General features: G+C 71.7%; 20 protein-coding genes. 6 read left to right on the top strand and 14 right to left on the bottom strand.

Features of this window, described 5'->3' with window-relative positions:
• Nucleotides 1-404: 404 nt before the first annotated feature.
• Genes E3O41_RS01385 through E3O41_RS01365 form a run of 5 tightly spaced genes read right to left on the bottom strand, consistent with a single transcriptional unit; the run spans nucleotide 405 to nucleotide 6,075 of the window.
• On the bottom strand, nucleotides 405-1,418 hold the full coding sequence (locus E3O41_RS01385; protein WP_067026608.1) for a LacI family DNA-binding transcriptional regulator: 1,014 nt from the start codon (nucleotides 1,416-1,418) through the stop codon (nucleotides 405-407).
• A 7-nt stretch (nucleotides 1,419-1,425) separates the two neighbouring features.
• On the bottom strand, nucleotides 1,426-2,856 hold the full coding sequence (locus tag E3O41_RS01380) for a GH1 family beta-glucosidase (RefSeq protein WP_135011857.1): 1,431 nt from the start codon (nucleotides 2,854-2,856) through the stop codon (nucleotides 1,426-1,428).
• Entirely contained in the window at nucleotides 2,853-3,707 is an 855-nt protein-coding gene (locus E3O41_RS01375) for a carbohydrate ABC transporter permease (protein ID WP_240482415.1), read from the bottom strand. The genes E3O41_RS01380 and E3O41_RS01375 overlap by 4 nt, the downstream gene beginning before the upstream one ends.
• A 50-nt stretch (nucleotides 3,708-3,757) precedes the next feature.
• Complete coding sequence (locus tag E3O41_RS01370) at nucleotides 3,758-4,804, bottom strand: carbohydrate ABC transporter permease (RefSeq protein ID WP_067026602.1); 1,047 nt, start codon at nucleotides 4,802-4,804, stop codon at nucleotides 3,758-3,760.
• A gap of 2 nt (nucleotides 4,805-4,806) precedes the next feature.
• On the bottom strand, nucleotides 4,807-6,075 hold the full coding sequence (locus E3O41_RS01365; protein WP_067026600.1) for an ABC transporter substrate-binding protein: 1,269 nt from the start codon (nucleotides 6,073-6,075) through the stop codon (nucleotides 4,807-4,809).
• A 264-nt stretch (nucleotides 6,076-6,339) separates the two neighbouring features.
• Here E3O41_RS01365 and purS point away from each other — a divergent pair, with 264 nt between their 5' ends.
• The 3 genes from purS to E3O41_RS01350 are packed head-to-tail and all read left to right on the top strand — an operon-like array spanning nucleotide 6,340 to nucleotide 8,268.
• Nucleotides 6,340-6,591 (top strand): phosphoribosylformylglycinamidine synthase subunit PurS, encoded by a 252-nt coding sequence (gene purS / locus E3O41_RS01360; protein WP_067026598.1) that lies wholly within the window; start codon nucleotides 6,340-6,342, stop codon nucleotides 6,589-6,591.
• The gene (gene purQ, locus E3O41_RS01355; protein ID WP_135011855.1) at nucleotides 6,588-7,295 is read left to right on the top strand and encodes a phosphoribosylformylglycinamidine synthase subunit PurQ; all 708 of its coding nucleotides are present in this window, start codon (nucleotides 6,588-6,590) and stop codon (nucleotides 7,293-7,295) included. The genes purS and purQ overlap by 4 nt, the downstream gene beginning before the upstream one ends.
• A gap of 43 nt (nucleotides 7,296-7,338) precedes the next feature.
• Nucleotides 7,339-8,268, top strand: coding sequence for a 2-hydroxyacid dehydrogenase (locus E3O41_RS01350; protein WP_067026594.1), 930 nt, complete (start codon nucleotides 7,339-7,341; stop codon nucleotides 8,266-8,268).
• A gap of 132 nt (nucleotides 8,269-8,400) precedes the next feature.
• On the opposite strand, the gene E3O41_RS14370 is transcribed toward E3O41_RS01350, so the two are convergent.
• Complete coding sequence (locus tag E3O41_RS14370; RefSeq protein WP_240482408.1) at nucleotides 8,401-9,099, bottom strand: ROK family protein; 699 nt, start codon at nucleotides 9,097-9,099, stop codon at nucleotides 8,401-8,403.
• Between E3O41_RS14370 and E3O41_RS14365 the strand changes: the two genes are divergently transcribed.
• Complete coding sequence (locus tag E3O41_RS14365) at nucleotides 9,083-9,637, top strand: ROK family protein (RefSeq protein WP_240482405.1); 555 nt, start codon at nucleotides 9,083-9,085, stop codon at nucleotides 9,635-9,637. The genes E3O41_RS14370 and E3O41_RS14365 overlap by 17 nt on opposite strands.
• A gap of 163 nt (nucleotides 9,638-9,800) precedes the next feature.
• Here E3O41_RS14365 and E3O41_RS01335 read toward each other — a convergent pair whose 3' ends face one another.
• From E3O41_RS01335 to E3O41_RS01300, 8 genes are all read right to left on the bottom strand, one after another.
• Nucleotides 9,801-10,562 (bottom strand): SDR family NAD(P)-dependent oxidoreductase, encoded by a 762-nt coding sequence (locus E3O41_RS01335; protein ID WP_240482404.1) that lies wholly within the window; start codon nucleotides 10,560-10,562, stop codon nucleotides 9,801-9,803.
• Between the two features lie 129 nt (nucleotides 10,563-10,691).
• Entirely contained in the window at nucleotides 10,692-11,999 is a 1,308-nt protein-coding gene (locus tag E3O41_RS01330) for an allantoate amidohydrolase (protein WP_135011852.1), read from the bottom strand.
• Nucleotides 11,996-13,219: a pyridoxal-phosphate-dependent aminotransferase family protein gene (locus E3O41_RS01325; protein ID WP_135011850.1), complete on the bottom strand. Its 1,224-nt coding sequence runs from the start codon at nucleotides 13,217-13,219 to the stop codon at nucleotides 11,996-11,998. Before E3O41_RS01325 ends, E3O41_RS01330 begins: the two co-directional genes overlap by 4 nt.
• An 18-nt stretch (nucleotides 13,220-13,237) precedes the next feature.
• Nucleotides 13,238-14,818 carry an AtzH-like domain-containing protein gene (locus E3O41_RS01320; protein WP_067026583.1) on the bottom strand — a complete coding sequence of 527 codons (1,581 nt, stop codon included), beginning with the start codon at nucleotides 14,816-14,818 and terminating at the stop codon, nucleotides 13,238-13,240.
• Entirely contained in the window at nucleotides 14,815-15,996 is a 1,182-nt protein-coding gene (locus E3O41_RS01315) for an acetamidase/formamidase family protein (RefSeq protein ID WP_240482403.1), read from the bottom strand. The genes E3O41_RS01320 and E3O41_RS01315 overlap by 4 nt, the downstream gene beginning before the upstream one ends.
• Nucleotides 15,993-17,309, bottom strand: coding sequence for an allantoinase AllB (gene allB, locus E3O41_RS01310; protein ID WP_135011848.1), 1,317 nt, complete (start codon nucleotides 17,307-17,309; stop codon nucleotides 15,993-15,995). The genes E3O41_RS01315 and allB overlap by 4 nt, the downstream gene beginning before the upstream one ends.
• Nucleotides 17,306-18,079: an aspartate/glutamate racemase family protein gene (locus E3O41_RS01305; RefSeq protein ID WP_135011846.1), complete on the bottom strand. Its 774-nt coding sequence runs from the start codon at nucleotides 18,077-18,079 to the stop codon at nucleotides 17,306-17,308. Before E3O41_RS01305 ends, allB begins: the two co-directional genes overlap by 4 nt.
• A gap of 1 nt (nucleotide 18,080) precedes the next feature.
• Nucleotides 18,081-19,769, bottom strand: a complete 1,689-nt coding sequence (locus tag E3O41_RS01300) for an NCS1 family nucleobase:cation symporter-1 (RefSeq protein ID WP_099566303.1) — start codon at nucleotides 19,767-19,769, stop codon at nucleotides 18,081-18,083.
• 190 nt (nucleotides 19,770-19,959) lie between these two features.
• On the opposite strand from E3O41_RS01300, the gene E3O41_RS01295 reads away from it, so the two are divergent.
• Both E3O41_RS01295 and E3O41_RS01290 read left to right on the top strand, forming a co-directional pair.
• Nucleotides 19,960-20,529 (top strand): cupin domain-containing protein, encoded by a 570-nt coding sequence (locus E3O41_RS01295; RefSeq protein WP_240482402.1) that lies wholly within the window; start codon nucleotides 19,960-19,962, stop codon nucleotides 20,527-20,529.
• Nucleotides 20,530-20,597: 68 nt separating this feature from the next.
• On the top strand, nucleotides 20,598-22,052 hold the full coding sequence (locus tag E3O41_RS01290) for an NCS2 family permease (protein WP_135011844.1): 1,455 nt from the start codon (nucleotides 20,598-20,600) through the stop codon (nucleotides 22,050-22,052).
• The last annotated feature ends 27 nt before the right edge of the window (nucleotides 22,053-22,079 follow it).

The raw sequence follows: 22,079 nt of genomic DNA, 5'->3' as shown, positions 1-22,079 counted from the left end.
ATCGCAGCGGGGTCGAGCGCGGGCTGAGGCCCCGTCTCGACTCCGCGGCTGCGCCGCTGCGCTCGACGAGCCGTGACCACCCGGGCTCGTCGACCGAGCGAAGCGAGCGGAGACGGCTCGAGCGGAGCGCAGCGGAGTCGAGAGCACCGGGCTTCAACCCTCGGCCTCGACTGCGCGGCTTCGCCGCTGCGCTCGACCCGTCTCCACTCCGGCGCTCCGCGCCTCCGGTCGACGAACCGTGACCACGGGCTCGTCGAGCGGAGTGAGCGCAGCGAACGCAGCCGAGACGGCTCGAGCGAAGCGCAGCGGAGTCGAGAGCTCAGGGTTGAACCCCTCGGTCTCGACTTCGCGCCTCCGGTCGACGAGCCCGTACCACCCCAGCCTCGTGGGGCGGCCCGCGCGCGTCAGGCGGTGTCGCGGATGACGAGCTCCGTCGGGAGGATCGTGACGCGCGGGGGCGATTGGCCCGCCAGGCGCGCGAGGAGCACGTCGACCATCGTCCAGCCCTGCAGGCGCGACGGCTGGCGCATCGTCGTCAGCGCCGGCGCGATGCTCGTCGCCAGCGGCGAGTCGTCGAAGCCGACGATCGCGACGTCGTCCGGGATGCGGATCCCGGCGTCGCGCAGCGCCGGGATGACCCCGCGCGCCATGAGATCGCTCGCCACGAAGAGCGCGTCGAAGGGCTCCCCCTCGTCCACGAGCCTCCGGGCCGCCTCCGCGCCGCCGTCGATCGTGAAGCCGCCGTCGACGATCGGGCCCGGCTCCAGGCCCGCCGCGGCGAGCGCGGCATCGAACCCGCGCAGTCGGTCGATCGCGGCGGGCATGTCGAGCGGCCCGGTGACGGTGCCGATGCGCCGCCGCCCCTGCGCCACGAGGTGCTCGACCGCCGCGCGCGCCCCCGCCACGTTGTCGACGTCGACCCAGTAGTCGCGGGCCCGCTCGCGGATCGGCCGGCCACCGAAGACCACGGGCACGGCGTCCGCGATCCGCTCGAGGTACGTGTCGCTCGTGTGGTGCGACACCACGATCGCCCCGTCCACGTTGCCGCCGCGCAGGTAGCTCGTCGTCTTGTTGCCCGGATCGTCCGAGGCGATGAAGAGGTTGAGCACGTGATCCGACCCCGACATCCGCTCGCTGATCCCGGTGACGACGGCCGCGAAGAACGGGTCGCCGAAGAACCGGGTGGTGTCCTCGGGCACGACCAGCGCGATCGCGTGCGTCTGGCGCGACGCCAGCGATCGGGCCGCCCGGTTGGGCACGTAGTTCAGCTCCGCGATGGCGCGGCGCACCGCCTCCAGCGCGTCGGGGCTGACCCGCGAACCGCCGTTGACGACGCGCGACACGGTCGACCGGGACACGCCGGCGCGCGCCGCGACCTGCTCGATCGTGACGGCGTCGACATCGGATCCCTGACTCATGGAGCTCTCAGTATGCACTCACCGGAATATCGAGGGCCCGCTCGGCCGCGATCCGCGCGTACTCCCGACCACTGCGCTTGACGGTGCGCTGCTGCGTCGCGTAGTCCACGTGGACGATCCCGAACCGCTTCTCGTATCCCCAGGCCCACTCGAAGTTGTCGAAGAGCGACCAGTAGTAGTAGCCGCGCACGTCCACCCCGCGCTCGATCGCGTCGAGCACGGCCGACAGGTGCGCCCGCACGAACTCCGTGCGCTCCGGGTCGTCGACCGCGCCGTCGACGAGCTCGTCGTCGTAGGCGGCGCCGTTCTCGGTGACGTACAGCGGCACGCCCGGCAGGTCGGCGGCCACGCGCTGGAGCAGGCGGGTGAGCCCCTCCGGCTGCACCTCCCAGCCCATGTTGGTGCGCGGCAGGCCGCGGTCGTGCCAGTGGATGTCCTCGTCGGCCGGGTACGGCGACCGCGTGGGCCGATCCGTCGGCGCCTCGCCGCCCACCGGCGGCTCCTCGGCGGCATGACCCGACACGAGCTCGCCGTGGTAGTAGTTCACGCCGAGGAAGTCGAGCGGCTGCGAGATGATCTCCAGGTCGCCGGGGCGCACCGCGCTCTCGAACTCCGCGACGGCGGCCTCGTCGACCGCGCGGAAGTCCGAGACGATGTCGACCGGATAGGCGCCCACCCGCAGCGGGTCGAGGAACCAGCGATTGAACTGCCCGTCGATGCGGCGGGCGGCATCCTGATCCTCGAGGTCCGAGGGGTCGACGGGGTCGGCCACGGTGAGGTTCAGCGTGATGCCCACCTGCGCGCCGCGCGCCCGCAGCTCCTGCGCGGCGCGGCCGTGCGCGAGCAGCAGGTGGTGCGAGGCCAGCAGGCCGTCGCGCACGCTCTGCCGTCCCGGCGCGTGGGCGCCGGCCGTGTACGACAGGAACGACGAGCACCACGGCTCGTTGAGCGTGGTCCACGTGGGCACGCGATCGCCGAGCGCCTCGTGCATCGTGACGGCGAACTCCACGAAGCGATCGGTCGTCTCGCGCGCGGTCCAGCCGCCGCGCTCCTCGAGCGCCTGCGGCATGTCCCAGTGGTAGAGCGTCGGCCAGGGCACGATCCCCGCCTCGAGCAGCTCGTCGACGAGCCGGCTGTAGAAGTCGACGCCCTTCGGGTTGACCGCGCCGCCGTCGGGGCGCACGCGCGCCCACGACGTCGAGAAGCGGTACGCCTGCAGGCCAAGGCTCTTCATGAGCGCCACGTCGTCGCGGTAGCGGTGGTAGTGGTCGCACGCGACATCGCCGTTGTCGGCGTTGATCACCGCGCCGGGCACGCGGCTGAACGCGTCCCAGATCGAGGCGGTGCGGCCGTCCTCGAACGCCGCTCCCTCGACCTGGAACGCCGCGGTCGCGGCTCCGAAGAGGAAGTCATCCGGAAACGAGCGGGTCATTGTCATCCCTTCACGGCGCCGGCCATGATGCCGCTGACCAGCTGCTTGCCCGCCACCACGAAGAGGAGCAGGAGGGGCAGCGTGGCCAGCACCACACCGGCGAGCACGATCGAATAGTCCACGAAGTAGTTCGACTGCAGCAGCGACAGCGCCACCGGCAGCGTGGGGTTCTGGCGGTCGAGCACGATGAACGGCCAGAAGAAGTTGTTCCACGCGGTCACGAAGGTGAACAGGAACAGCATGGCCGCGGCCGGGCGCGCGGCGGTGACGCCGACGGTCCAGAACACGCGGATCATGGAGGCCCCGTCCACGCGCGCCGCCTCGATGAGCTCGTCGGGCACCGACTGGCGCAGGTACTGCGTCATCCAGAACACGCCGAACGCGCTCGTGAGGGCCGGCACGATGATCGCGCCGATCTGCCCGGTCCAGCCGATCTCGCTGAAGAGCACGTAGAGCGGCACGACGCCCAGCTGCTGCGGCACCGCCATGGTGGCGACGACGAAGGCCAGCAGCGCGGGGCCGCCCGGGAAGCGCAGCTTCGCGAACGCCCATCCGGCCAGCGTGGAGAACACCACCACGCTCACGGCGATGATCGTCGAGCTCCAGATGCTGTTCCACAGCGCGAGCCAGAAGTTCACGGCGCCGTCGTTCATGACCGCGGCGGCGTTGGCGAAGAAGTTGCCGCCCGGAATCCACGAACGGTTCGGGTCGCGCAGCGTCGAGGCGTCGCCCGAGCCGATGAGGAACGAGAAGTACAGCGGGAACACGCTCGCGACGAGCACGACCGCCAGCCCCGCGTACACCCAGAAGCCGGGCCGGGAGCCTCGGATCCGCACGGTCTTGCCGCGCTTGGCCATGGGCGTGATGATCGCGGCCGTGGCGTCGCCGCCGGCCGGGTTCGCAGCGCTCATGCGCGGGCCTCCCTTCTGCGCGCGCGGGCCGCCGCACGCCGCTCGGCGCGCGTGAGCACCGGGCCTCGGCCGCCCTCGTCGCGCACGAGCGAGCGGGTGACGAGGAGGTTGATGAGCCCGATCGCGAGGATGATGATGAACAGGATCCACGCCATCGCGGAGGCGCGTCCGAAGTTCCACTCGCCCCAGCCGATGTCGTAGAGGTAGAGCGTGATCGTGAGCCACTGCGATCCGGCGCCGCCGCGGCCGAACTGATCGAACATGCGCGGCTCGTCGAAGATCTGCAGGCCGCCGATCGTCGAGGTGATGATCACGAAGATGAGGGTGGGCCGCAGCGACGGCAGCGTGACGCTCCAGAACTGGCGGAACGGGCCGGCGCCGTCCACGGTCGCGGCCTCGTAGTAGTCGCGCGGGATCGCCTGCATGGCCGCGAGCAGGATGAGCGCGTTGTAGCCCGTCCAGCGGTAGTTGACCATGGTCGCGATGGCGACGTGGCTCCAGAACGGCTCGACGTGCCACGGGATCGGGCCGATGCCGAAGAACCCGAGCCACTCGTTCACCTGGCCGGAGTTGTCGGCGAAGAGCGCGTTGAAGATGAGGCCCACCGCCACGGGGGCGACCACGTAGGGCAGCAGGGCGCTCATGCGCCAGAACGTGCGGGCACGGATGTGCCGGTCGAGCATCGCCGCGATGAAGGTCGCGAGGATCAGCTGCGGCACGCTCGAGAGCAGGAAGATGCTGAACGTGTTGCCCAGCGCGACCCAGAACTTGGGCTGCTGCAGGATCCACGCGTACTGGTCGAAGCCGACCCACTCGCCCGAGCGCCGGATCTGGTCCCAGTCCATGAACGAGATCACGGCGGTGTAGACGATCGGGAAGAGCCCGGCCACCGCGAAGACGATGAAGAACGGCGAGATGTAGAGGTAGGGCGAGAGCTTCACGTCCCAGCGGCTGAGGCGCTGGGAGAAGGAGAGGACGCGGACCGGGCGTCCGGGGCTCGGAGCCCCGGACGCCGTGCCGCGATCCGTGATCGTGGCGGTCATGCTCAGAAGGCCGACACCTCGGTGACCCACGAGTCCCACGCCTCTTCGGGCGTCTCGAGGCCGTCGAACACGCGGGTGACCGCCTGGTTCAGCGCCTCGTGGAACTGGAAGTACTTCGGGCCCTTGATCGGCGTGACCGTGATGGCGGCCGCGCGGTTCGAGTTGATCTCGCCGACGGGTGCGTCGTTGAAGTACTCGTTGGTGGCGTCGCTGACCTCGGTCATCTCGTACGCATCGGGCTGGCTCGGGAAGGCCCCGACGTTCGCGAACGCGCGCGCCTGGATCTCGGGCGAGGTCAGCCAGTCGGCGAGCTCCTGGGCCGCCTCGACGTTGTCGCCGTTGGCGGGGATGGTCAGGTACGAGCCACCCCAGTTGCTGCCGCCGCCGGGGAAGACGTCCGCGATGTCCCAGCCGGTCACGTCGGGCGCCTCGCCCGAGATGATGCCGTGCATCCACGGCGGGCACAGCATCGCGGCGAACTCGCCGTTGGCCATCGAGGCGTACCAGTCCTCGCTCCACTGGCCGGCGTAGGCCGAGATCGGCACGCCCTTCTCGATGACGGTGTCGAACATCTCGCGCACGTCGGGGTTCTCGGTGGCGATGACGTTGCCGTCCGCGTCCTCGTAGGTCTCCTCGAGCTGGTTGGCGAGGCCCTGCAGGATCGAGTTGGCCGAGTCGAGGAACGGCTTGCCGGTCTTCTCCTTGTACTCGGCGCCGACGGCGAACAGGTCGTCCCACGTGGTGAACAGGCCCGCGACCTCCTCGCGGTCGGTGGGGAGCCCGGCGGCCTCGAACAGGTCGGCGCGGTAGCAGACGGCCTGCGGACCGATGTCGGTGCCGTAGCCGATCAGGTTGCCCTCGGCGTCGGTGGCCGCGGCCTCCTTCCAGTCGAGCCAGCGGCCCTTGAGGTCGTCGGGCACCGGCGCAAGCAGGTCGGAGTACTGCATGCCCTCGGCGAGCCAGTCGATCTCGATCGCCTCGATGTCGGCCAGGCCGGTGTTGCCGAGCTTCTGGAAGAAGTTCGCGCGCGCGTCGTTCGACGTCGCCGCGCGGTTGTGGACGATCGTCACGCCGGGGTGCGCGTCCTCGTACTCCTGCAGCAGCTCGTCGCTGTAGCCGAAGTCGTTGAAGGTGGCGATGGTCAGCTCGATGTCGCCGCCGGCGTCGCCGCCGCCGTCACCATTGCCGCCGGTGCAGCCGGCGAGCACGAGCCCGCCGACCGATGCGAGTGCGACGCCGGCGAGAGTCCGGCGGAGAGCACGATGTGTCACGGTTCCACTCCTTCGTGGTGTGCAGGGGTGTGGGAGCGCTCCCACGCTGTTGACGGCGACACTATGGGAGCGCTCCCACACCTGTCAAGACCACCCGGCTCGAAACGGCCCCGGCGTTGTGGCGCAGATCTGCACAGCAGCGTAGATCTCGCGCCGTGCGATGCGCCGGATCGCAGATCTGCGCGCGAACGCCGTGATCGGCAACCCCGGCTGGTCGCCTAGAATCATGGGGAAACCCTGCCCGCGCGATCCGAAGGCTCACACATGCCCACCATCGTCGTCGACGTCATGCCCAAGGCCGAGCTGCTGGACCCGCAGGGCAAGGCGGTCACCGGATCGCTCGCGCGCCTGGGCCACGGCGCGTTCCAGAACGTCCGGATCGGCAAGCGCATCGAGCTGACCGTCGAGGGCGAGGTCACCGACGCGGTGCTCGCCGAGGCACGCCAGATCGCCGACGAGATCCTCTCCAACTCGGTGATCGAGGACGTCGTCAGCGTGGAGGTCGCGGACCGATGACCGCACGCATCGGCGTCATCACCTTCCCGGGATCGCTCGACGACGGCGATGCCCGCCGCGCGATCCGCATCGCCGGCGCCGAGCCCGTCGCCCTGTGGCACGGCTCGCACGACCTCGAGGGCGTCGACGCCGTGATCCTGCCCGGCGGCTTCTCGTACGGCGACTACCTGCGCGCCGGGGCGATCGCCGCGCACGCGCCGATCATGGCCGAGGTCAAGGACGCCGCCGCCAAGGGCATGCCGGTGCTGGGCATCTGCAACGGCTTCCAGATGCTCGTCGAGGCGCACCTGCTGCCCGGCGGCCTGATCCGCAACGCGCATCAGCAGTTCATCCGCCGCGATCAGCGCCTGCGCGTGGAGAACGCGTCCACCGCCTGGACGAGCGAGTTCGCCGCGGGCCAGGAGATCGTCATCCCCCTCAAGAACGCCGACGGCGGCTACATCGCCGACGAGGAGACCCTCAAGCGCATCGAGGGCGACGGCCGGGTGGTGTTCCGCTACCTCGGCGTGAACCCCAACGGCTCGCTCAACGACATCGCGGGCGTGAGCAACGAGGCCGGCAACGTCGTGGGCCTCATGCCGCACCCGGAGCACGCGGTCGAGCCCGGCTTCGGCCCCGGCACCCCGGCCGCCATGCGCTCGGGCGTGGACGGCCTGGCCTTCTTCCGCAGCGCCATCGCCGCCACCGTCGCCGCCGCGGCCTGACGCCCGGTCTGCCGAGGCGTGCGGTCGCGGTAGCGTGGATCGGGTGACCGCTCTCACCGTCTCCGTCCCGACCGAACAGCTCGCCGACGACGTGCGGGCGCTGCTGGATCCTTCCCTCGGCGTCGAGGTCGTGCTGTGGAAGGACGAGGCGTCGACGCCCGAGGGGCCGATCGACATCGTCGTGCCGCCGTACATGAAGCAGGGCGCCACGCTGCGGGCGCTCACGGCCCTGATGCCCCGCCTCGTGCAGGGGCAGGCGATCGGGTACGACGGCGTCGCCGACACCCTGCCGGCCGGGCTCGTCTACGCCAACGCCTCGGGCGTGCACGAGACGGCGACGAGCGAGCTGACCCTGGCGCTGATCCTCGTGGCCCAGCGCGGACTCGTCGACGTCGTGCGCAACCAGGATCGCGCCGTGTGGACCAAGTCGGTCACCCCGGGGCTCGCCGATCGCCGGGTCGTGCTGCTCGGGTACGGCGGCGTCGGCAAGGCCATCGCGGCTCGCCTGGAGCCGTTCGAGGTCGAGATCGTCCCGGTGGCCTCGACCGCGCGGGACGAGGACGGCCGCCACGTGCACGGCATCGAGGAGCTGCCGGACCTCGCCCCGACCGCCGACATCCTCATCAACGTGCTCCCCGGGGGCGAGCAGACCCACCACCTCATCGACGACGCCGTGCTCTCGGCGCTTCCGGACGGCGCCCTCGTCGTGAATGTCGGCCGCGGCCCGACCGTCGACACCGCAGCGCTCGTCGAGCACGTGCAGCGCGGGCGGCTGCGCGTGGCGAGCGACGTGTTCGATCCCGAGCCCCTGCCCGCCGACCACCCGCTGTGGTCGCTGCCCAACGTCTTCATCACGCCGCACGTCGGCGGGCTGAGCGAGGCCATGCGGCCCCGGATCGCCCGCCTCGTCGCGACGCAGGCCGAGCGGATGGTGCGCGGCGAGGACCCGATCAACGTCGTCATCCGCACCTGAGCGGGCCCCCTGACCGCGAGACTGCACGCCTGCGCCGAGACTGCCGGCACTGCACGCTGTCTCGGCGCAGGGCTGCAGTCTCGCGGGAGACGCCCCGGGCCCCGACCGGGACGCCGGGCCCGCGGCCGGGCGTCAGGCCGCCGCCGCGAGCGCCGCGCCGTGCGCGCCCGCCCACACGCCGAGCGCGGCCGGGAGGACCGGGGGCAGGGTGTGGAACGTCGACTCGGCGCGCGCATGCCGGAGGGCGGGCTCGACCGTCCACTCCGGCGATCGTGCGACGCCGCCGCCGACCACCACGAGCGCCGGATCGACGAGCGCCGACAGGGCGAGCAGCGCGCGGCCGAAGCCCCGGGCCGCGGCGTCGAGGGTCGCGATCGCCGCGGCGTCCCCCGCGCCGGCGGCCGCGACGACGTCGCGCGCCGTGCCGCCCTCTCCCCCGCGCTCGCGCCACCGGACGCCGAGCTGCGATCCGCCGATGACGGTCTCGAGGCAGCCGCGGCCGCCGCACGAGCAGGCGTGGTCCGCGTCGGTCGCACGCAGGTGGCCGATTTCGCCGGCCGCGCCGTGCGCGCCACGGTGCACGGCGCCGTTCACGACGTGTGCCCCCGCGATGCCCGTGCCGAGGGCGATCACGAACACGTCGCCCGCGCCCCGGCCCGCGCCGACACGCGCCTCCGCGAGCGCCGCGGCCTCGCCGTCCTGCACCGCGACGCCGGGTATGCCCAGCGCACGTGACAGGGTCTCGGCGGGCGCCGTGCCGTCGAGCCACGGCAGGTTGGTGCTGCGCCCGACGACGCCCGTGCCCGGATCCAGCGTGCCCGCGATCGTCACGCCGAACGCCCCCAAGGTGGGCACGGCGATCGGCGCGGGCATCGTCATCGATGGGGCCGTGTACCGCGGCTCGTCGGGCGCCGCCGGCGACATCACGCACACGCGTGTCTCGGCCGCGGGCGATCTCCCCTGCTCGTGCGGCAACCGCGGGTGCCTCGAGACCGTGGCGTCGGGCGCCGCCCTCGTGCGGCTGCTGCGCGCCGAGGGCTACGACGTCACGAGCACCCCCGATGTCATCCGTCTCGTACGCGACGCCGATCCGACGGCGATGATCCTCACCCGCGCCGCCGGTCGTCATCTCGGCGAGGTGCTGTGCGCCGTGGTGAACTTCTTCAACCCCGGGGCGATCTACCTCGGCGGCGCGCTGTCCACGCTCGAGCCCTTCGTCTCCGCGTTCCGCAGCCAGGTGTATGAGGGCGCGCACCCGCTCATGACCCGCGACCTCGACATCAGTCCCGCCGCCCTCGGCGCCGACGCGATCCTCGTCGGCATCTCGCGGCAGATCAACGATCGCCTCACGCGCCAGGTCCGCGTCTGAACGCCGCCCGCACGCATCACCCGCTCTCCTCACCGCGAGACTGCATCGCTGCGCCGAGACAGCCGGCGCTGCATGCTGTCTCGGCGCACACGTGCTGTCTCGGCGTGTGAACGACGTCGGCCCCCGCCCGGCGAACCGGGGCGGGGGCCGACGAGCGGGGCGATCAGACGGTGGTGTAGCCGCCGTCGACCAGGTAGTACGCGCCCGTGACGAACGAGGCGTCGTCCGACAGCAGGAAGCGGACGACCTTGGCGATCTCCTCCGGGCGGCCCAGGCGACCGAGCGGGTGCTTCGCGACGAGGCCCTCCTTGATCTCGGCCGGGGCGCCGGCGAGCAACGGGGTGTCGATGTAGCCGGGGCCGACGGCGTTGATCCGCAGGCCCGCGGCGCCGTACTCCGCGGCCGCGTTCTTGGTGAGACCGACCACCGCGTGCTTGGTGGCGGTGTAGGCCGAGCTGCCGAGCGCCGCGACGGTGCCGTGGATCGAGGCCATGTTGACGATCGCGCCCTCGCCCGCGCCGGCCTCGAGGATCGCCGGGATCTGGTAGCGCAGACCGTAGGCGACACCGTTGAGGTTGATGCCGACGACCGTGTCCCAGCCGCCCAGGTCCATCTCGCCGGTGGGCGCGCTGGGGCCGCCGATGCCGGCGTTGTTGAAGGCGTAGTTGAGCTTGCCGTAGGTCTCGACCGCGAAGTCGACGGCCTTCTTGCTGTCCTCGGCGACGGCGGTGTTGCCCTGGAATGCCGCGGCCTCGCCGCCCGCGGCGGCGATCTCGTCGACCACGCGCTGCGCGGCCTCCAGCTTGATGTCGGTGACGATCACCTTCACACCGAGCGCGGCGAGCTCCTTCGCGGTGGCCTCACCGATGCCCGAACCGCCGCCCGTGACGATCGCGACCTTGCCTTCGCAATGCCATTCGATCACTCCTCTGCCAGTGCTCCACCCGGCTGCGACGCAGGGATCGCGACGCATTCATTCGAATGGAACCGATATCTGACAGCCTACGCCTGTCGCGACCGATGGGCACCGCTTCGGCGGAGGCCTCCCCCGCCCTCAGCGCGCCGGCTCGGCGCCGAGATGCGCCACCGCCTCGGCGAACGCACGCAGGCCGACGGCGACGTCCGCCACGCTCACCGCCTCGTCGGGGTGGTGGCTGATGCCGTCGGGATTGCGCAGGAAGAGCATCCCCACCGGCGCGACCGAGCCGATCGTCATGCCGTCGTGGCCCGCGGGGCTGAAGAGCGTGATCGGCTCCGCCGGCCGGGAGCCGAGGGTCGATCCGATGCCGGCGCGTACGACGTCCTGCAGCAGTGGATCGCAGAACAGCGCCGGTGCCGAGTGCATCTCCCGGGCGCTCCAGCGGAGGCCGCGGCGGCCCATGATCTCGTCCAGCTCGCGCGAGAGCGACTGCCACACGCGGTCCCGGGCCTCGTCGAACTCGCCGCGCAGGTCGAGGCTGAAGCGCGCCTCGCCGGGGACGACGTTGACGGCGCCCGGGAACGCCTCGAGCCGACCCACCGTGCCGATGATGTGGTGCTCGGCGGCGCAGATCCGCTCCACGGCGAGCGCCGCCTCCGAGGCGCCGAGCAGCGCGTCGCGCCGCATGTCGTAGGGCGTGCCGCCCGCGTGGCGCGCCTCGCCCTCGACCGTGAGCTGGAAGCGCCGCGCCGACGCGATCGACGACACCACGGCGAGCGCCTCGCCGCGCCGGTCGAGCTCGGGCCCCTGCTCGATGTGCGCCTCGAGATAGCCGACGAGCTGGTCGCCCGTGCGCGCCGCCTCGCCGATGCGGCCGGGGTCGAGCCCGAACTCGCGGTAGGCCTCGCGCAGGGTGATGCCGTCGGAGTCGGTGAGGGCCCACCAGTCGTCGTCCCACGCGCCGGCCACGGCGGACGAGCCGAGCAGGGCCTTGCCGAAGCGCGTGCCCTCCTCATCGCTGAACGCGGCGACCTCGATCGCGAAGGGGAACGGGCTGCGCCACGATCCGTCGACGGCGCCGGGCACCCGCAGCACGCGCACGACCTCGATAGCCATGAGCACGCCGATGATGCCGTCGAAGCGGCCCGCGTCGATCACGGTGTCGAGGTGAGAGCCGAGCATCAGCGCCGGGGCGTCCGGGTCGGCCGCGGCGAGGCGGCCGAGCTGGTTGCCCGCCGGGTCCTGGCGCGTCGTCATGCCGACCTCGCGCATCCACTCTGCGGCGAGGCGGTTGACGCGCGCGTGCTCGGGCGAGAGGTACACGCGGGTGATCGCACCGTCGTCGGCCGTGACGCGGGCGAGCTCGTCGCACCGCGCCATCACCCGGCGGGCCGCCGCGGCGAAGACCTCCGGGGCGATCCCGGCGAGCCGCGCGTCGGTCATGCGGACACGCGGTACACGTCGAGGGCGGCGTCGACGCCGCCGCCGGCGGGCACCGGGATGTGGCGGCGCAGCACCTGCTCGAGGGCGGCGAGCGTGGTCAGCACGGCATCCTTGCGGGCGTTGTAGCCCATGGTGCCGATGCGCCAGACGCGGCCGTGCAGCGGACCGAACGACGTGCCGATCTCGATGCCGAAGTCCTCGAGCATCGCCTGACGCGCGGCGTCCCCGGGAACCCCATCGGGGATCTCGACGGCGACGACGTTGTTCATCTTGTGCGCCACGTCGCCGAACACCGTCAGTCCGAGGCCCCGCACGCCCGCGAGCATCGCGTCGCCGGCGAGGCGGTGCCGCGCGATGACGTTCGCGCGGCCCTCGGAGAGCAGCACGGCGGCGCACTCGCGGGCGGCGTAGAGCATGCTCGTGGCCTCCGTGTGGTGGTTGAGGCGCCGCGGCCCCCAGTAGTCGATGATCATGCCGAGGTCGAAGTAGTTGCTGCGGATGAAGTCCGCGGCGCTCTCGTCGCCCGCCTCTCTGATCCCGGCCTCGACGCGGGCGCGCGAACGGATCACCTCGACGGCGCGATCCGACAGCGTGATGGGGCTCGAGCCGCTCGGGCCGCCGAGGCACTTCTGCAGCCCCGCGGTCGCGGCGTCGAGACCCCAGCGGTCGGCCTCGAAGTCGTTGCCGCCGAGCGACGCGGTGGCGTCGCAGTAGAACAGCACGCCGTGCTTCTCGCACAGCGCGCCGATCTCGTCGAGCGGCTGGTTCATCGTCGTCGACGTGTCGCCCTGCACGAGCGCGAGGAGCGTCGGCCTCACGCGGACGATCGCCTCCTCGATCATCGACACCGGCACGACCTGACCCCACTCGACCTCGATCGTGTGGACCTCGGCGAGCGCGCGCTCCGCGATCTCGGCGAGAAGGTGGCCGAACCGCCCGAACACGGGAACGAGCACGCGATCGCCGGGCCGGATGAGCGAGACCAGCGCCGCCTCGATCCCCGCCCGCGACGTGCCGTCGATGACGAACGTCTGCTCGTTGCGCGTCGCCCACACCTCGCGATACAGCTCCTGCACCTCGCCCATCGCGCCGGTCATGAACGGGTCGTACTGGCCCACGAGCGGTGCCGACATGGCGCGCAGCACGCGCGGGTACGCGGAGATGGGGCCGGGCCCCATGAGCAGGCGGGCGGGGGGATCGAGCGGGGTGGGGCGGGTCATGGTTCTTCCTCGGGCGGATCAGATGAGCGAGGCGATCCGGCGGGCCTGCCGGACGAGCGCGATGTCGGTCTCGGCGCGGGCGATCACGCACACGCCCACGGGCGCAGGACCGAGCGGCGAGGGCACGGTGAGCAGCGGGATCGACACGGCCGGCACCCCGGCGACGGCGGCGGGCGTGGTCATGCGCAGGGTGGCCGCGCGGGTGGCATCGACCTGCGCGCCGTCGGATGTGCGCATCGGGGCGGGGCCCGGCACCGTCGGCAGGATGAGCTGCGCCCCGCCGAGGATGTCGTCGAGCCGGGCCTTGAGCGGTTCGAGGGCCGCCCGGGCGGCGCGCTCGTCGTCGGCCGTCACCCGGGCCGCGTCGCGGAACCGCGCGGCGACCGCGGGACCGAGCGCATCGGGGTGCTCGCGGATCCAGTCCCCGTTGTTGCGCCAGGCCTCCGCGGCCTGCACCACGCGGAAGGGCTCCTGGTAGCCGACGAGCGCGCCGATCGGGACACGCTGCACGGGCGCCCCCAGGGTGTCGAGGAACTCCTCGAACGCCGCGCGCGTGTCCGGCTCGACGGCGTCGAGCACCTCGGTCGGCACGCGGAACTCCCACGGCAGATCTCCGCTCGACGCGCCGAACACGCGCTCGGTGGACGCCGAACCGTCGTACGACAGGCACCACTCGGCCACGCGCTGCAGCGTCTCGCCGTCGCGGGTGATCCAGCCGATCGTGTCGAACGACTGGGCCAGCGGAAGCAGCCCCGCGCGCGGCACGAGGTTGTGCGTCGTGCGCAGTCCCCACAGCCCCTGATACGACGCGGGCACGCGGATCGAGCCCGCGGTGTCGGTGGCGAGCCCGATGTCGGCCTGCCCCGTCGCCACCGCGCTCGCCGGTCCCGACGACGAGCCTCCGGGCAGCGCGCCGGGCAGTGCGCCGTTGGGCGGCGTGCCGTAGTGGGCGTTGTCTCCGGCGATCGAGTACGCGAACTCGTCGGTGCGCGCTATGCCGCGCAGCGACGCCCCGCCCCGCAGCAGATCGGCGACGGCCGGCGCGGTGCGCGGCTCGGGAGCCACGCTGTCGACATACGTCGGGTTGCCCGCGCCGATCCGGTAGCCCTTGATCGCGAAGAGGTCCTTCACGGCGACCGTGAGCCCCGCGAGGGGCCCCTGCCATGCGCCCTGGAACAGGGGATCGCCCACCGTGCGCCACATCGCGCGGTTGAACGGCTGCGGCCGCCCCGAGACGTGTGCGGCGGTGATGCGCCAGCCGTCCGCGGTCCGCTGCCACACCTGCGTCTGCAACCCGCGCCCGCCGATGGTGAAGCGCGAGACCGACACCACGAGGGCGATGCCGTCGCCGAGGGGGCGATACTCGATCCGCTCGATCACGCGGTCGGCCACTCCCCCGCGCAGGCCGCGGAACGCGCTGATCGCGTCGTGGCCGACGAGCAGGCCGGCGTCGTCGCCGCGCAACGTCGCCGGGGAGTCGAGGAACCAGCGATCGAGCTCGTCGAGGTCGTCGGCGAGGATCGCGGCCTCGTAGGCGAAGAGCGCCTCGAGCAGGTCCGCCGGCACATCGGCCGCACCGGGGATCTCGCGCGCGGTCATGCGCCGGCTCCGCCCGCGACCGCGAGAGCGGGGAAGTCGGCCTCCCGGATGCGCGCGTGGACACCGCACACCACATCGACCACCTGCGAGATGTCGAAGTCGGCTGCCGCCGAGAGGTACGCGTAGGCAAGATGCTCGTCCATCCCCCACCGTGCCCGGATCAGATCGAGCGCCGCGCGGACCGCCTTGCGCATCGCCTCTCCGAGGTCGGGGTCGAGCCCCGTCGGCACGAGGTAGTCCGGGGTGCGCACGAGCGGCCCGGCAAGAGCACCGAACTCCCGGCGCGCGACGTCGGCCGGGACGACCTCGAACGTCAGGGTGGCGCGCAGCGACGCCTCAAGCGCGGTGAGCGCCACCTCGCCGTCGCCCTGCGCGAAGTGGGGGTCGCCGACGTACGCGAGGGCGCCGTCGACCTGCACGGGCAGGTAGAGCGAGGTGCCCTCGACGAGGAGCCGGATGTCGATGTTCCCGCCGAAGTCGGACGGGGGCACCGAGTGGGGCCGCTCGTCGCTGTCGGGGGCGACGCCGATCGTGCCGAGGAATGGCGCCAGCGGGAACGCGACGTCGCGCGTGCCGCCCTCCGTGCGCGGCAGGGTGCCGCACAGCGCGCCCGCACGCTCCTCGACCGGCGCGAACACACTGACCGTCTGCCCGTCTCTCGGCAGCACGGCGGGCAGGGCTCCCCTGCCGTGCCGGTTGCTGATCACGCCGTACGGCACCCGGGGCTCGAGGCGCTCGATGCCGATGCGCAGCACGTCGCCCGGGCGCGCGCCCTCGACGCGGATCGGGCCCGTGATCACGTGGGGCCCGTCCGCCACCGCGTCGCGCGGCGCGCGGGAGGCGATCGCGATCGCGTCGTCGAGCACCGCCTCGGCAGCGACGCCGTGCTGGGCGAAGAAGGCCGCCGGGTCCTGCCCCTGGTCCGGGAGGATCCCCTCGTGACTGACGGTGTCGATCACGACCGTGTCGCCCGAGGCGATCGTCAGCACCGGCGCATCGCGGCGTCCCGGCAGGCGTCCCCAGAGCACCGTCTCGGGGCTCGCGGGGAGGTACGCCACGCCTTCCGCGGGCTCGGCTCCGGGTGGGAAAACCCCCGGCTGCAGGATCGGCAGCGCCGCGAAGTCGGGCGCCGGCCCCGTGCCGAATCGGTTGCGCGTCATCGTGTCGTCGCGTGTCACACCAGCACCTCGCGTCCGTTCCGGGAGAGGAGCCCCGCCCCCTGCGTATAGATCCGCTCACCGCGAAGATAGGTCTCGACGACGGCGCCCCGCAGGCGCCGCCCCACCCAGGGCGACATCCGGTTCCGATAGGCGAGCTCGTCCACCGTGAGGGTGCGCTCGGCCTCGGGGTCGAAGACCGCGAGGTGGGCGGGGGCGCCGGTGGCGATGCTGCCGCGGTCGAGTCGCACCAGGCCGGCCGGTCCGGTCGTGAACAGCGGCACGATGCGCTCCAGAGCGATCCCGCGTCGCCGCGCCTCGGTCCAGACGGCGCGCAGACCGGTCTGGACGCCGGAGATCCCGCCCCACGCCGCGCCGAGGTCGGCGTTGTCCTTGAGCTCCGCGGTGGCCGGTGAGTGGTCGCTGACGATGGCGTCGATCGTGCCGTCCAGCACGCCCTCCCACAGCAGGTCCTGGTTCGCGCCGTCGCGGATCGGCGGGCAGCACTTGAACCTCCCCTGCCCGTCGGGCACCTCCTCCGCGCGCAGCGTGAGGTAGTGCGGGCAGGTCTCGATCGTGAGCCGGACGCCCTCCGCCTTCGCCGCCCGCACGAGATCGAGGGCCCCGGCCGCGGCCACGTGCACGATGTGCGCCCGCGCATCGGTCCGGCGCGCCGCGTCGATCACGCGACGGATCGCCTCGACCTCGGCGGCGGGCGGTCGCGAGGCCACGAAGTCGGTGAAGACCGGACCGTGCGCGTCGCCCAGGTGCTCCTGCAGCTCGGCGTGAGCGATGAGGAGCCCGTCATGCGCGGCCAGCTCCGCGAGGGCGCGCTCCAGCTGGTCGGCATCGAGGTGGCCGAACTCGTCGATGCCGCTCGGCGCGAGGAAGCACTTCACCCCCACGACGCCCGCGTCCAGCAGGGTGTCGAGCGAGCCGAGGTTCTCGGGGACGGCGCCGCCCCAGTACGCGATGTCGACGGCCAGCTGACCCGCGGCCGCCTCGCGCTTCGCCGCGAGCGCCGCGGGCGTCGTCGTGACCGGGATGGAGTTCAGCGGCATCTCGACGACGGTCGTGACCCCGCCGGCGGCCGCGGCCGCCGTTCCCGTGGCGAAGCCCTCCCAGCCCGTGCGGCCGGGCTCGTTGAAGTGCACGTGGGAGTCGACGAGACCCGGCAGCAGCACGTGTCCGTCGTCGACGACGACGTCGGCCCTGGCGTCGAATGCGTCGACGGCCGCGACGACGCCGTTCGCGATGCGCACGGTGGCGGCACGGAAGCCTCCGTCGAGGAACACCCGGCGCGCGGCGACGGAGGACGGGAGCGCGCGGTTCACGCGGTCAGGCTAACGGGCTCGTGTGTCGCCGATGTGTCGTCGCCCGCGGCGCGGTGTTCCGGCGCGAGCCGCGGCGGCCGCGCGTACTCGTCGCGCTTGCTCGTGCCCACACCCATGCGGACCATGGCCTGCACGAGGCCGACACCGGCGGCAACGCCGTCGACGACGGGCACCCCGACGCGCTCCGACAGCTCGCGGCACAGGTCGGCCATCCCGGCGCAGCCGAGCACCACGGCATCCGCCCCGTCCTCCCGAACCACGCGCTCGCACCATCCGGCGATGCGCTCGATCGCCGCGGGATCCTCCCGTTCGAGCGCGAGCACGGGGATGCCCGTGCCGCACGCCGACACACAGGCGCGCTCGAAGCCGTGACGGAGCACGAGGTCCTCGGCCCGGCCGAGCGTTCGCGAGAGCGTGGTGACGATGCCGAAGGTGCGCCCCGCCATCGACGCGACGTGCATGGCCGCCTCGGCGATGCCGACGACCGGTACGTCGACGAGCTCGCGCACCGCGTCGACGCCCGGGTCGCCGAAGCAGGCGATGACGTAGGCGTCCGATCCGCCCGCGGCGAGGTCACGCGAGACGAGGTCGAGGATCGCGGCGCTCGCGCGGACCTCGTCGTAGTGGCTCTCGATCGCGTCGGGGCCCTCGCCGGGTGCGGGGCACACGGCGAGGATCTCGACATCGGGAGCCGCCACCTCGCGGGCGGCGACCGCGACTTTCTCGGTCATCGCCCGCGAGGTGTTGGGGTTGATCAGGGTGATGCGCACGTCAGGCCTTCGTCGTCGTCGTCTCTTCGGATGCGGGCTGCGCGACGATCCGCGCCGCCTCGGTCACCGCGATCGCGGCGGTGGCGGTGTCGGGATACCCCTCGACGGGCTCCGCGACGGTGCCGTCCGAGACGCCGCCCTCGCCCTCCAGCCGCGGGACGCGGGGGCGGACCCGCTCGAGGATCGTGAAGATCGCGAAGCCCAGCCCGCAGCCGATGAACCAGCTGAAATCGCTGATCGCGCCGGCGCCGGCCGGGGCGACGCCCGCGAAGACGAGCGACTTCGGCACGATCGCGGTGAGGATCGTCGGCACGCCGGCGCCGAGCACCGCGGCGAGGGCGTTGACGTTGTAGCCCTTGCGGTACCAATAGGCACCGTTCTCGGACATCGTGTACATGTCGTCGACCTTGATGCGCTGCCGCGCCACGACGTAGTACCCGGCGATGAGCACGCCGAAGAGCGGGCCGATGAGGGCCGACAGGATGCCGAGGGTGTAGTGGATCGCCTCGTCGTTGTTGTACCAGTTCCACGGCGTGAGGATGACCGACCCCACGGCCGCGATCATTCCGCCGGCGCGCCACGAGATGCGGTGGGGCGCGACGTTCGAGAAGTCGAACGCCGGCGAGATGAAGTTCGCGACGATGTTGATGCCGACCGTGGCCGTGACGAAGGTCAGGCCACCGAGCAGGATCGCGAACCAGTGGTCGATGCGCTCGACCGTGTGGATCGGATCGGTGATGAGCTCGCCGAACACCGGCACGGTCGCCGACGCCGTGAGGACCGTGAGGATCGAGAAGAAGAGGAAGTTGATCGGCAGGCCCCAGAAGTTGCCGCGCTTGACCGCCGTGAAGCTCTTGCCGTAGCGGGCGAAGTCGCCGAAGTTCAGCATGGGGCCCGAGAAGTACGACACCACGATGGCGATCGCGGTCAGCATCACCGGAAGGGACTCCACGAAGCCGAGGGGCTCCCCCGAGGAGAGGCTGAAGCTGATGTTCTCCCATCCCGCCCGCGAGACGAGATAGACCGCGAGGATGATCATCACCACGTACACCGCGGGGCCCGCCCAGTCGATGAACCGGCGGATGGCCTCCATCCCGTTCCAGAACACCGCCGCCTGCGCCACCCACAGGATCGCGTAGGAGATCCAGCCCAGGGCGTTCAGGCCCAGGAAGCTCGGCTCGACGAGCGCGGCCGAGCCCGGGATGAACTTGAGGATGACGATGTTGAGCGACTCCGCGGCGAGGAACGTCTGCACGCCGTACCAGGCGATCGCGATGACGCCGCGGATGACCGCGGGGATGTTCGCGCCCTTGACGCCGAAGATGAAGCGGTTGACGACGGGGTACGGGACGCCCGTCCGCTGCGACGGCTTGGCGACGAGGTTCGCGAAGCACTGGACGATGACGATGCCGACGACGAGGGCGATGAGCACCTGCCAGCTGGCGATGCCGAGGGCGAAGAGCGATCCGGCGGTGACGTATCCGCCGACGGAGTGCACGTCGCTCATCCAGAACGCGAAGATGTTGTACGCCGACCACTTCTGCTTGCGCAGCGGGGCGAGATCCTCGTTCGCCAGGCGACGGTCGTAGCCGGGGCGCACGTTGCCCGACCCGGCGGGGAAACCGGCGGCCTCGATGACGTCCTGCGGCTTGGTGAGCGGTGAGCTGAGGGAAGATCCGTTGTGTGGCACGAGTGCACCTTTCGAAGAGGTGTGGGGTGTCGGAGTGGAGCTCCGGTCAGGTGCCCCGGACGATGCGCCGTGTGAAGCGATCACTTCACCTGGGGTGTGAAGCTATCGCTTCACGCTCCCGTTCCTGTGTCGCGTGTGTTGCGGCGATGTAAAACCGTCTCCGGCGGCCGGGGCCGGTTACGATCCCCCTGTGCCCGCCCCTTCCGACGCCCCGATGCATGTCGGACGACGCCTCCGCGAGGTGCGCCTGCGGGCGGGGCTGTCGGCGGCCGCGCTCGCCCGTCGCATCGGCGTCTCGACGAGCGCGGTCTCGCAGATCGAGCGCGGCGTCATGCAGCCGAGCGTGTCCCGCCTGATCACGATCACCGACGCGCTCGGCGTGCCGATGTCGGCCGTCCTCACCGCGCGCCCGGACGAGCCGTCCGACGTCGCGATCGAGCGCGCCGCCGATGTCGACTATGTCGAGCTGGGAAGCGGCGTCGTGTTCCGCCGACTGTCGCCAGCCGAGACGCCGGGCGTGGACTACTTCGAGTCGGTGTATCCGCCGGGAAGCACCGCGACGAAGGACGGGCTCTTCCGGCACGAGGGCTACGAGGTCGGGCACGTCCTGTCGGGCGAGCTCACGATCGACTTCGACGACGAGATCGTCGTGCTGCGCGCCGGCGACTCCGTGACGTACCCGTGCAGCCGGCCGCACCGCCTGCACAACACGGGCACCGAGCCGGTCGTCGCCCGCTGGCTCATCGTGCACCCCGCCTGACGCCGGCGACGCCTCCCTCTACCTGCCCGGAAACGAGGAGGCAATACGGGCATGAAAGAATTTCTCTCATGGCGAACGAGACCTCCACGGTGACGCGCGCCCCCGGACGGGGCGGCGCGATCGACCGTTTCTTCAAGATCACCGAGCGCGGCTCCACCATCGGCACCGAGGTGCGCGGCGGCCTGGTGACCTTCTTCGCGATGTGCTACATCGTGATCCTGAACCCGCTGATCATCGGCACGGTGCCCGACGGCACCGGCAGCTTCCTCGGCGGCGGTGATGCGCCCAACGTGCAGATGATCGCGTCTGCCACGGCGCTGATCGCCGGCATCATGACGATCCTCATGGGCGTCGTCGCCAACTACCCCATGGCGCTGGCCGCCGGTCTCGGCCTCAACGCCGTCGTCGCGTTCTCGATCGCCGGCCTGCCGGGCGTGACGTGGGCCGACGCGATGGGCCTCGTGGTCATCGAGGGCCTCATCATCCTGCTGCTCGTGCTGACCGGGTTCCGCGAGGCGGTGTTCAACGCCGTGCCGCGCGAGCTGAAGGTCGCGATCGGCGTGGGCATCGGCCTGTTCATCACGCTCATCGGCCTCACCAACGCCGGCTTCGTCGAGACCGGATCGACGATCCTGGCCCTGGGCAACCTCGGCACCTGGCCGATCCTCGTCTTCGTCGTCGGCCTCGTGCTGGCCATCGTGCTGTGGGTGCGCAAGGTGCGCGGCGCCATGCTCATCGCGATCCTCGTGGCCACCGTCCTGGCCGTGATCCTCGAGGCCACGCTGCGCATCGGCGCCGCGAGCGAGGACAACCCCGGCGGCTGGAACTCGGCGCCGCGGTTCACGGGCGTCGTGAGCGCCCCCGACTTCTCGCTGCTGGGTCAGTTCAACATCCTCACCTCGTGGGATCGGATCGGCATCGTCACCGCCGTGCTGCTGATCTTCACGCTGCTGCTGGCCGACTTCTTCGACACGATGGGCACGATGGTCGCCGTCGGCGCCGAGGCGAAGCTGCTCGACGAGAAGGGCAACCCGCCGCAGACCCGCCGCATCCTCATCGTCGACTCGCTCGCCGCGGTCGCCGGTGGCGTGGGGTCGGTGTCGTCGAACACCTCGTACGTCGAGTCGACCTCGGGCGTCGGCGACGGCGCGCGCACGGGCCTGGCGTCCGTGGTGACGGGCATCGCCTTCCTGCTGGCCACGTTCCTGTCGCCGCTCGTGGCGCTGGTGCCCTACGAGGCCGCGGCCCCCGCGCTCGTGCTCGTCGGGTTCCTCATGATGACTCAGATCTCCGGCATCGACTGGACGAAGATGGAGGTCGCGATCCCGGCGTTCCTGACGATCGCGATCATGCCGTTCACCTACTCGATCTCGGACGGCATCGGCGCCGGCTTCATCGCCTACGTGATCGTCAAGCTCGCCCAGGGCAAGGCGCGCGAGATCCACTGGCTGATGTGGCTCGCCTCGGCGCTGTTCGTCGTGTACTTCACGCTCGACCCGATCCGCGCCGCGCTCGGCGTCTGACCGGACGCGAACGGGCCCGGACACCGC

This window comes from Microbacterium sediminis, from assembly GCF_004564075.1.
Taxonomy (GTDB): Bacteria; Actinomycetota; Actinomycetes; order Actinomycetales; family Microbacteriaceae; genus Microbacterium; species Microbacterium sediminis.
This window is presented reverse-complemented; position numbering and strand designations above follow the sequence as displayed.

Coding starts and splice junctions, on each gene's coding strand:
- E3O41_RS01385 (WP_067026608.1), bottom strand. CDS start 1,418: ATGAGTCAGGGATCCGATGTCGACGCCGTCACGATCGAGCAGGTCGCG.
- E3O41_RS01380 (WP_135011857.1), bottom strand. CDS start 2,856: ATGACAATGACCCGCTCGTTTCCGGATGACTTCCTCTTCGGAGCCGCG.
- E3O41_RS01375 (WP_240482415.1), bottom strand. CDS start 3,707: ATGGCCAAGCGCGGCAAGACCGTGCGGATCCGAGGCTCCCGGCCCGGC.
- E3O41_RS01370 (WP_067026602.1), bottom strand. CDS start 4,804: ATGACCGCCACGATCACGGATCGCGGCACGGCGTCCGGGGCTCCGAGC.
- purS (WP_067026598.1), top strand. CDS start 6,340: ATGCCCACCATCGTCGTCGACGTCATGCCCAAGGCCGAGCTGCTGGAC.
- purQ (WP_135011855.1), top strand. CDS start 6,588: ATGACCGCACGCATCGGCGTCATCACCTTCCCGGGATCGCTCGACGAC.
- E3O41_RS01330 (WP_135011852.1), bottom strand. CDS start 11,999: ATGACCGACGCGCGGCTCGCCGGGATCGCCCCGGAGGTCTTCGCCGCG.
- E3O41_RS01325 (WP_135011850.1), bottom strand. CDS start 13,219: ATGACCCGCCCCACCCCGCTCGATCCCCCCGCCCGCCTGCTCATGGGG.
- E3O41_RS01320 (WP_067026583.1), bottom strand. CDS start 14,818: ATGACCGCGCGCGAGATCCCCGGTGCGGCCGATGTGCCGGCGGACCTG.
- E3O41_RS01290 (WP_135011844.1), top strand. CDS start 20,598: ATGGCGAACGAGACCTCCACGGTGACGCGCGCCCCCGGACGGGGCGGC.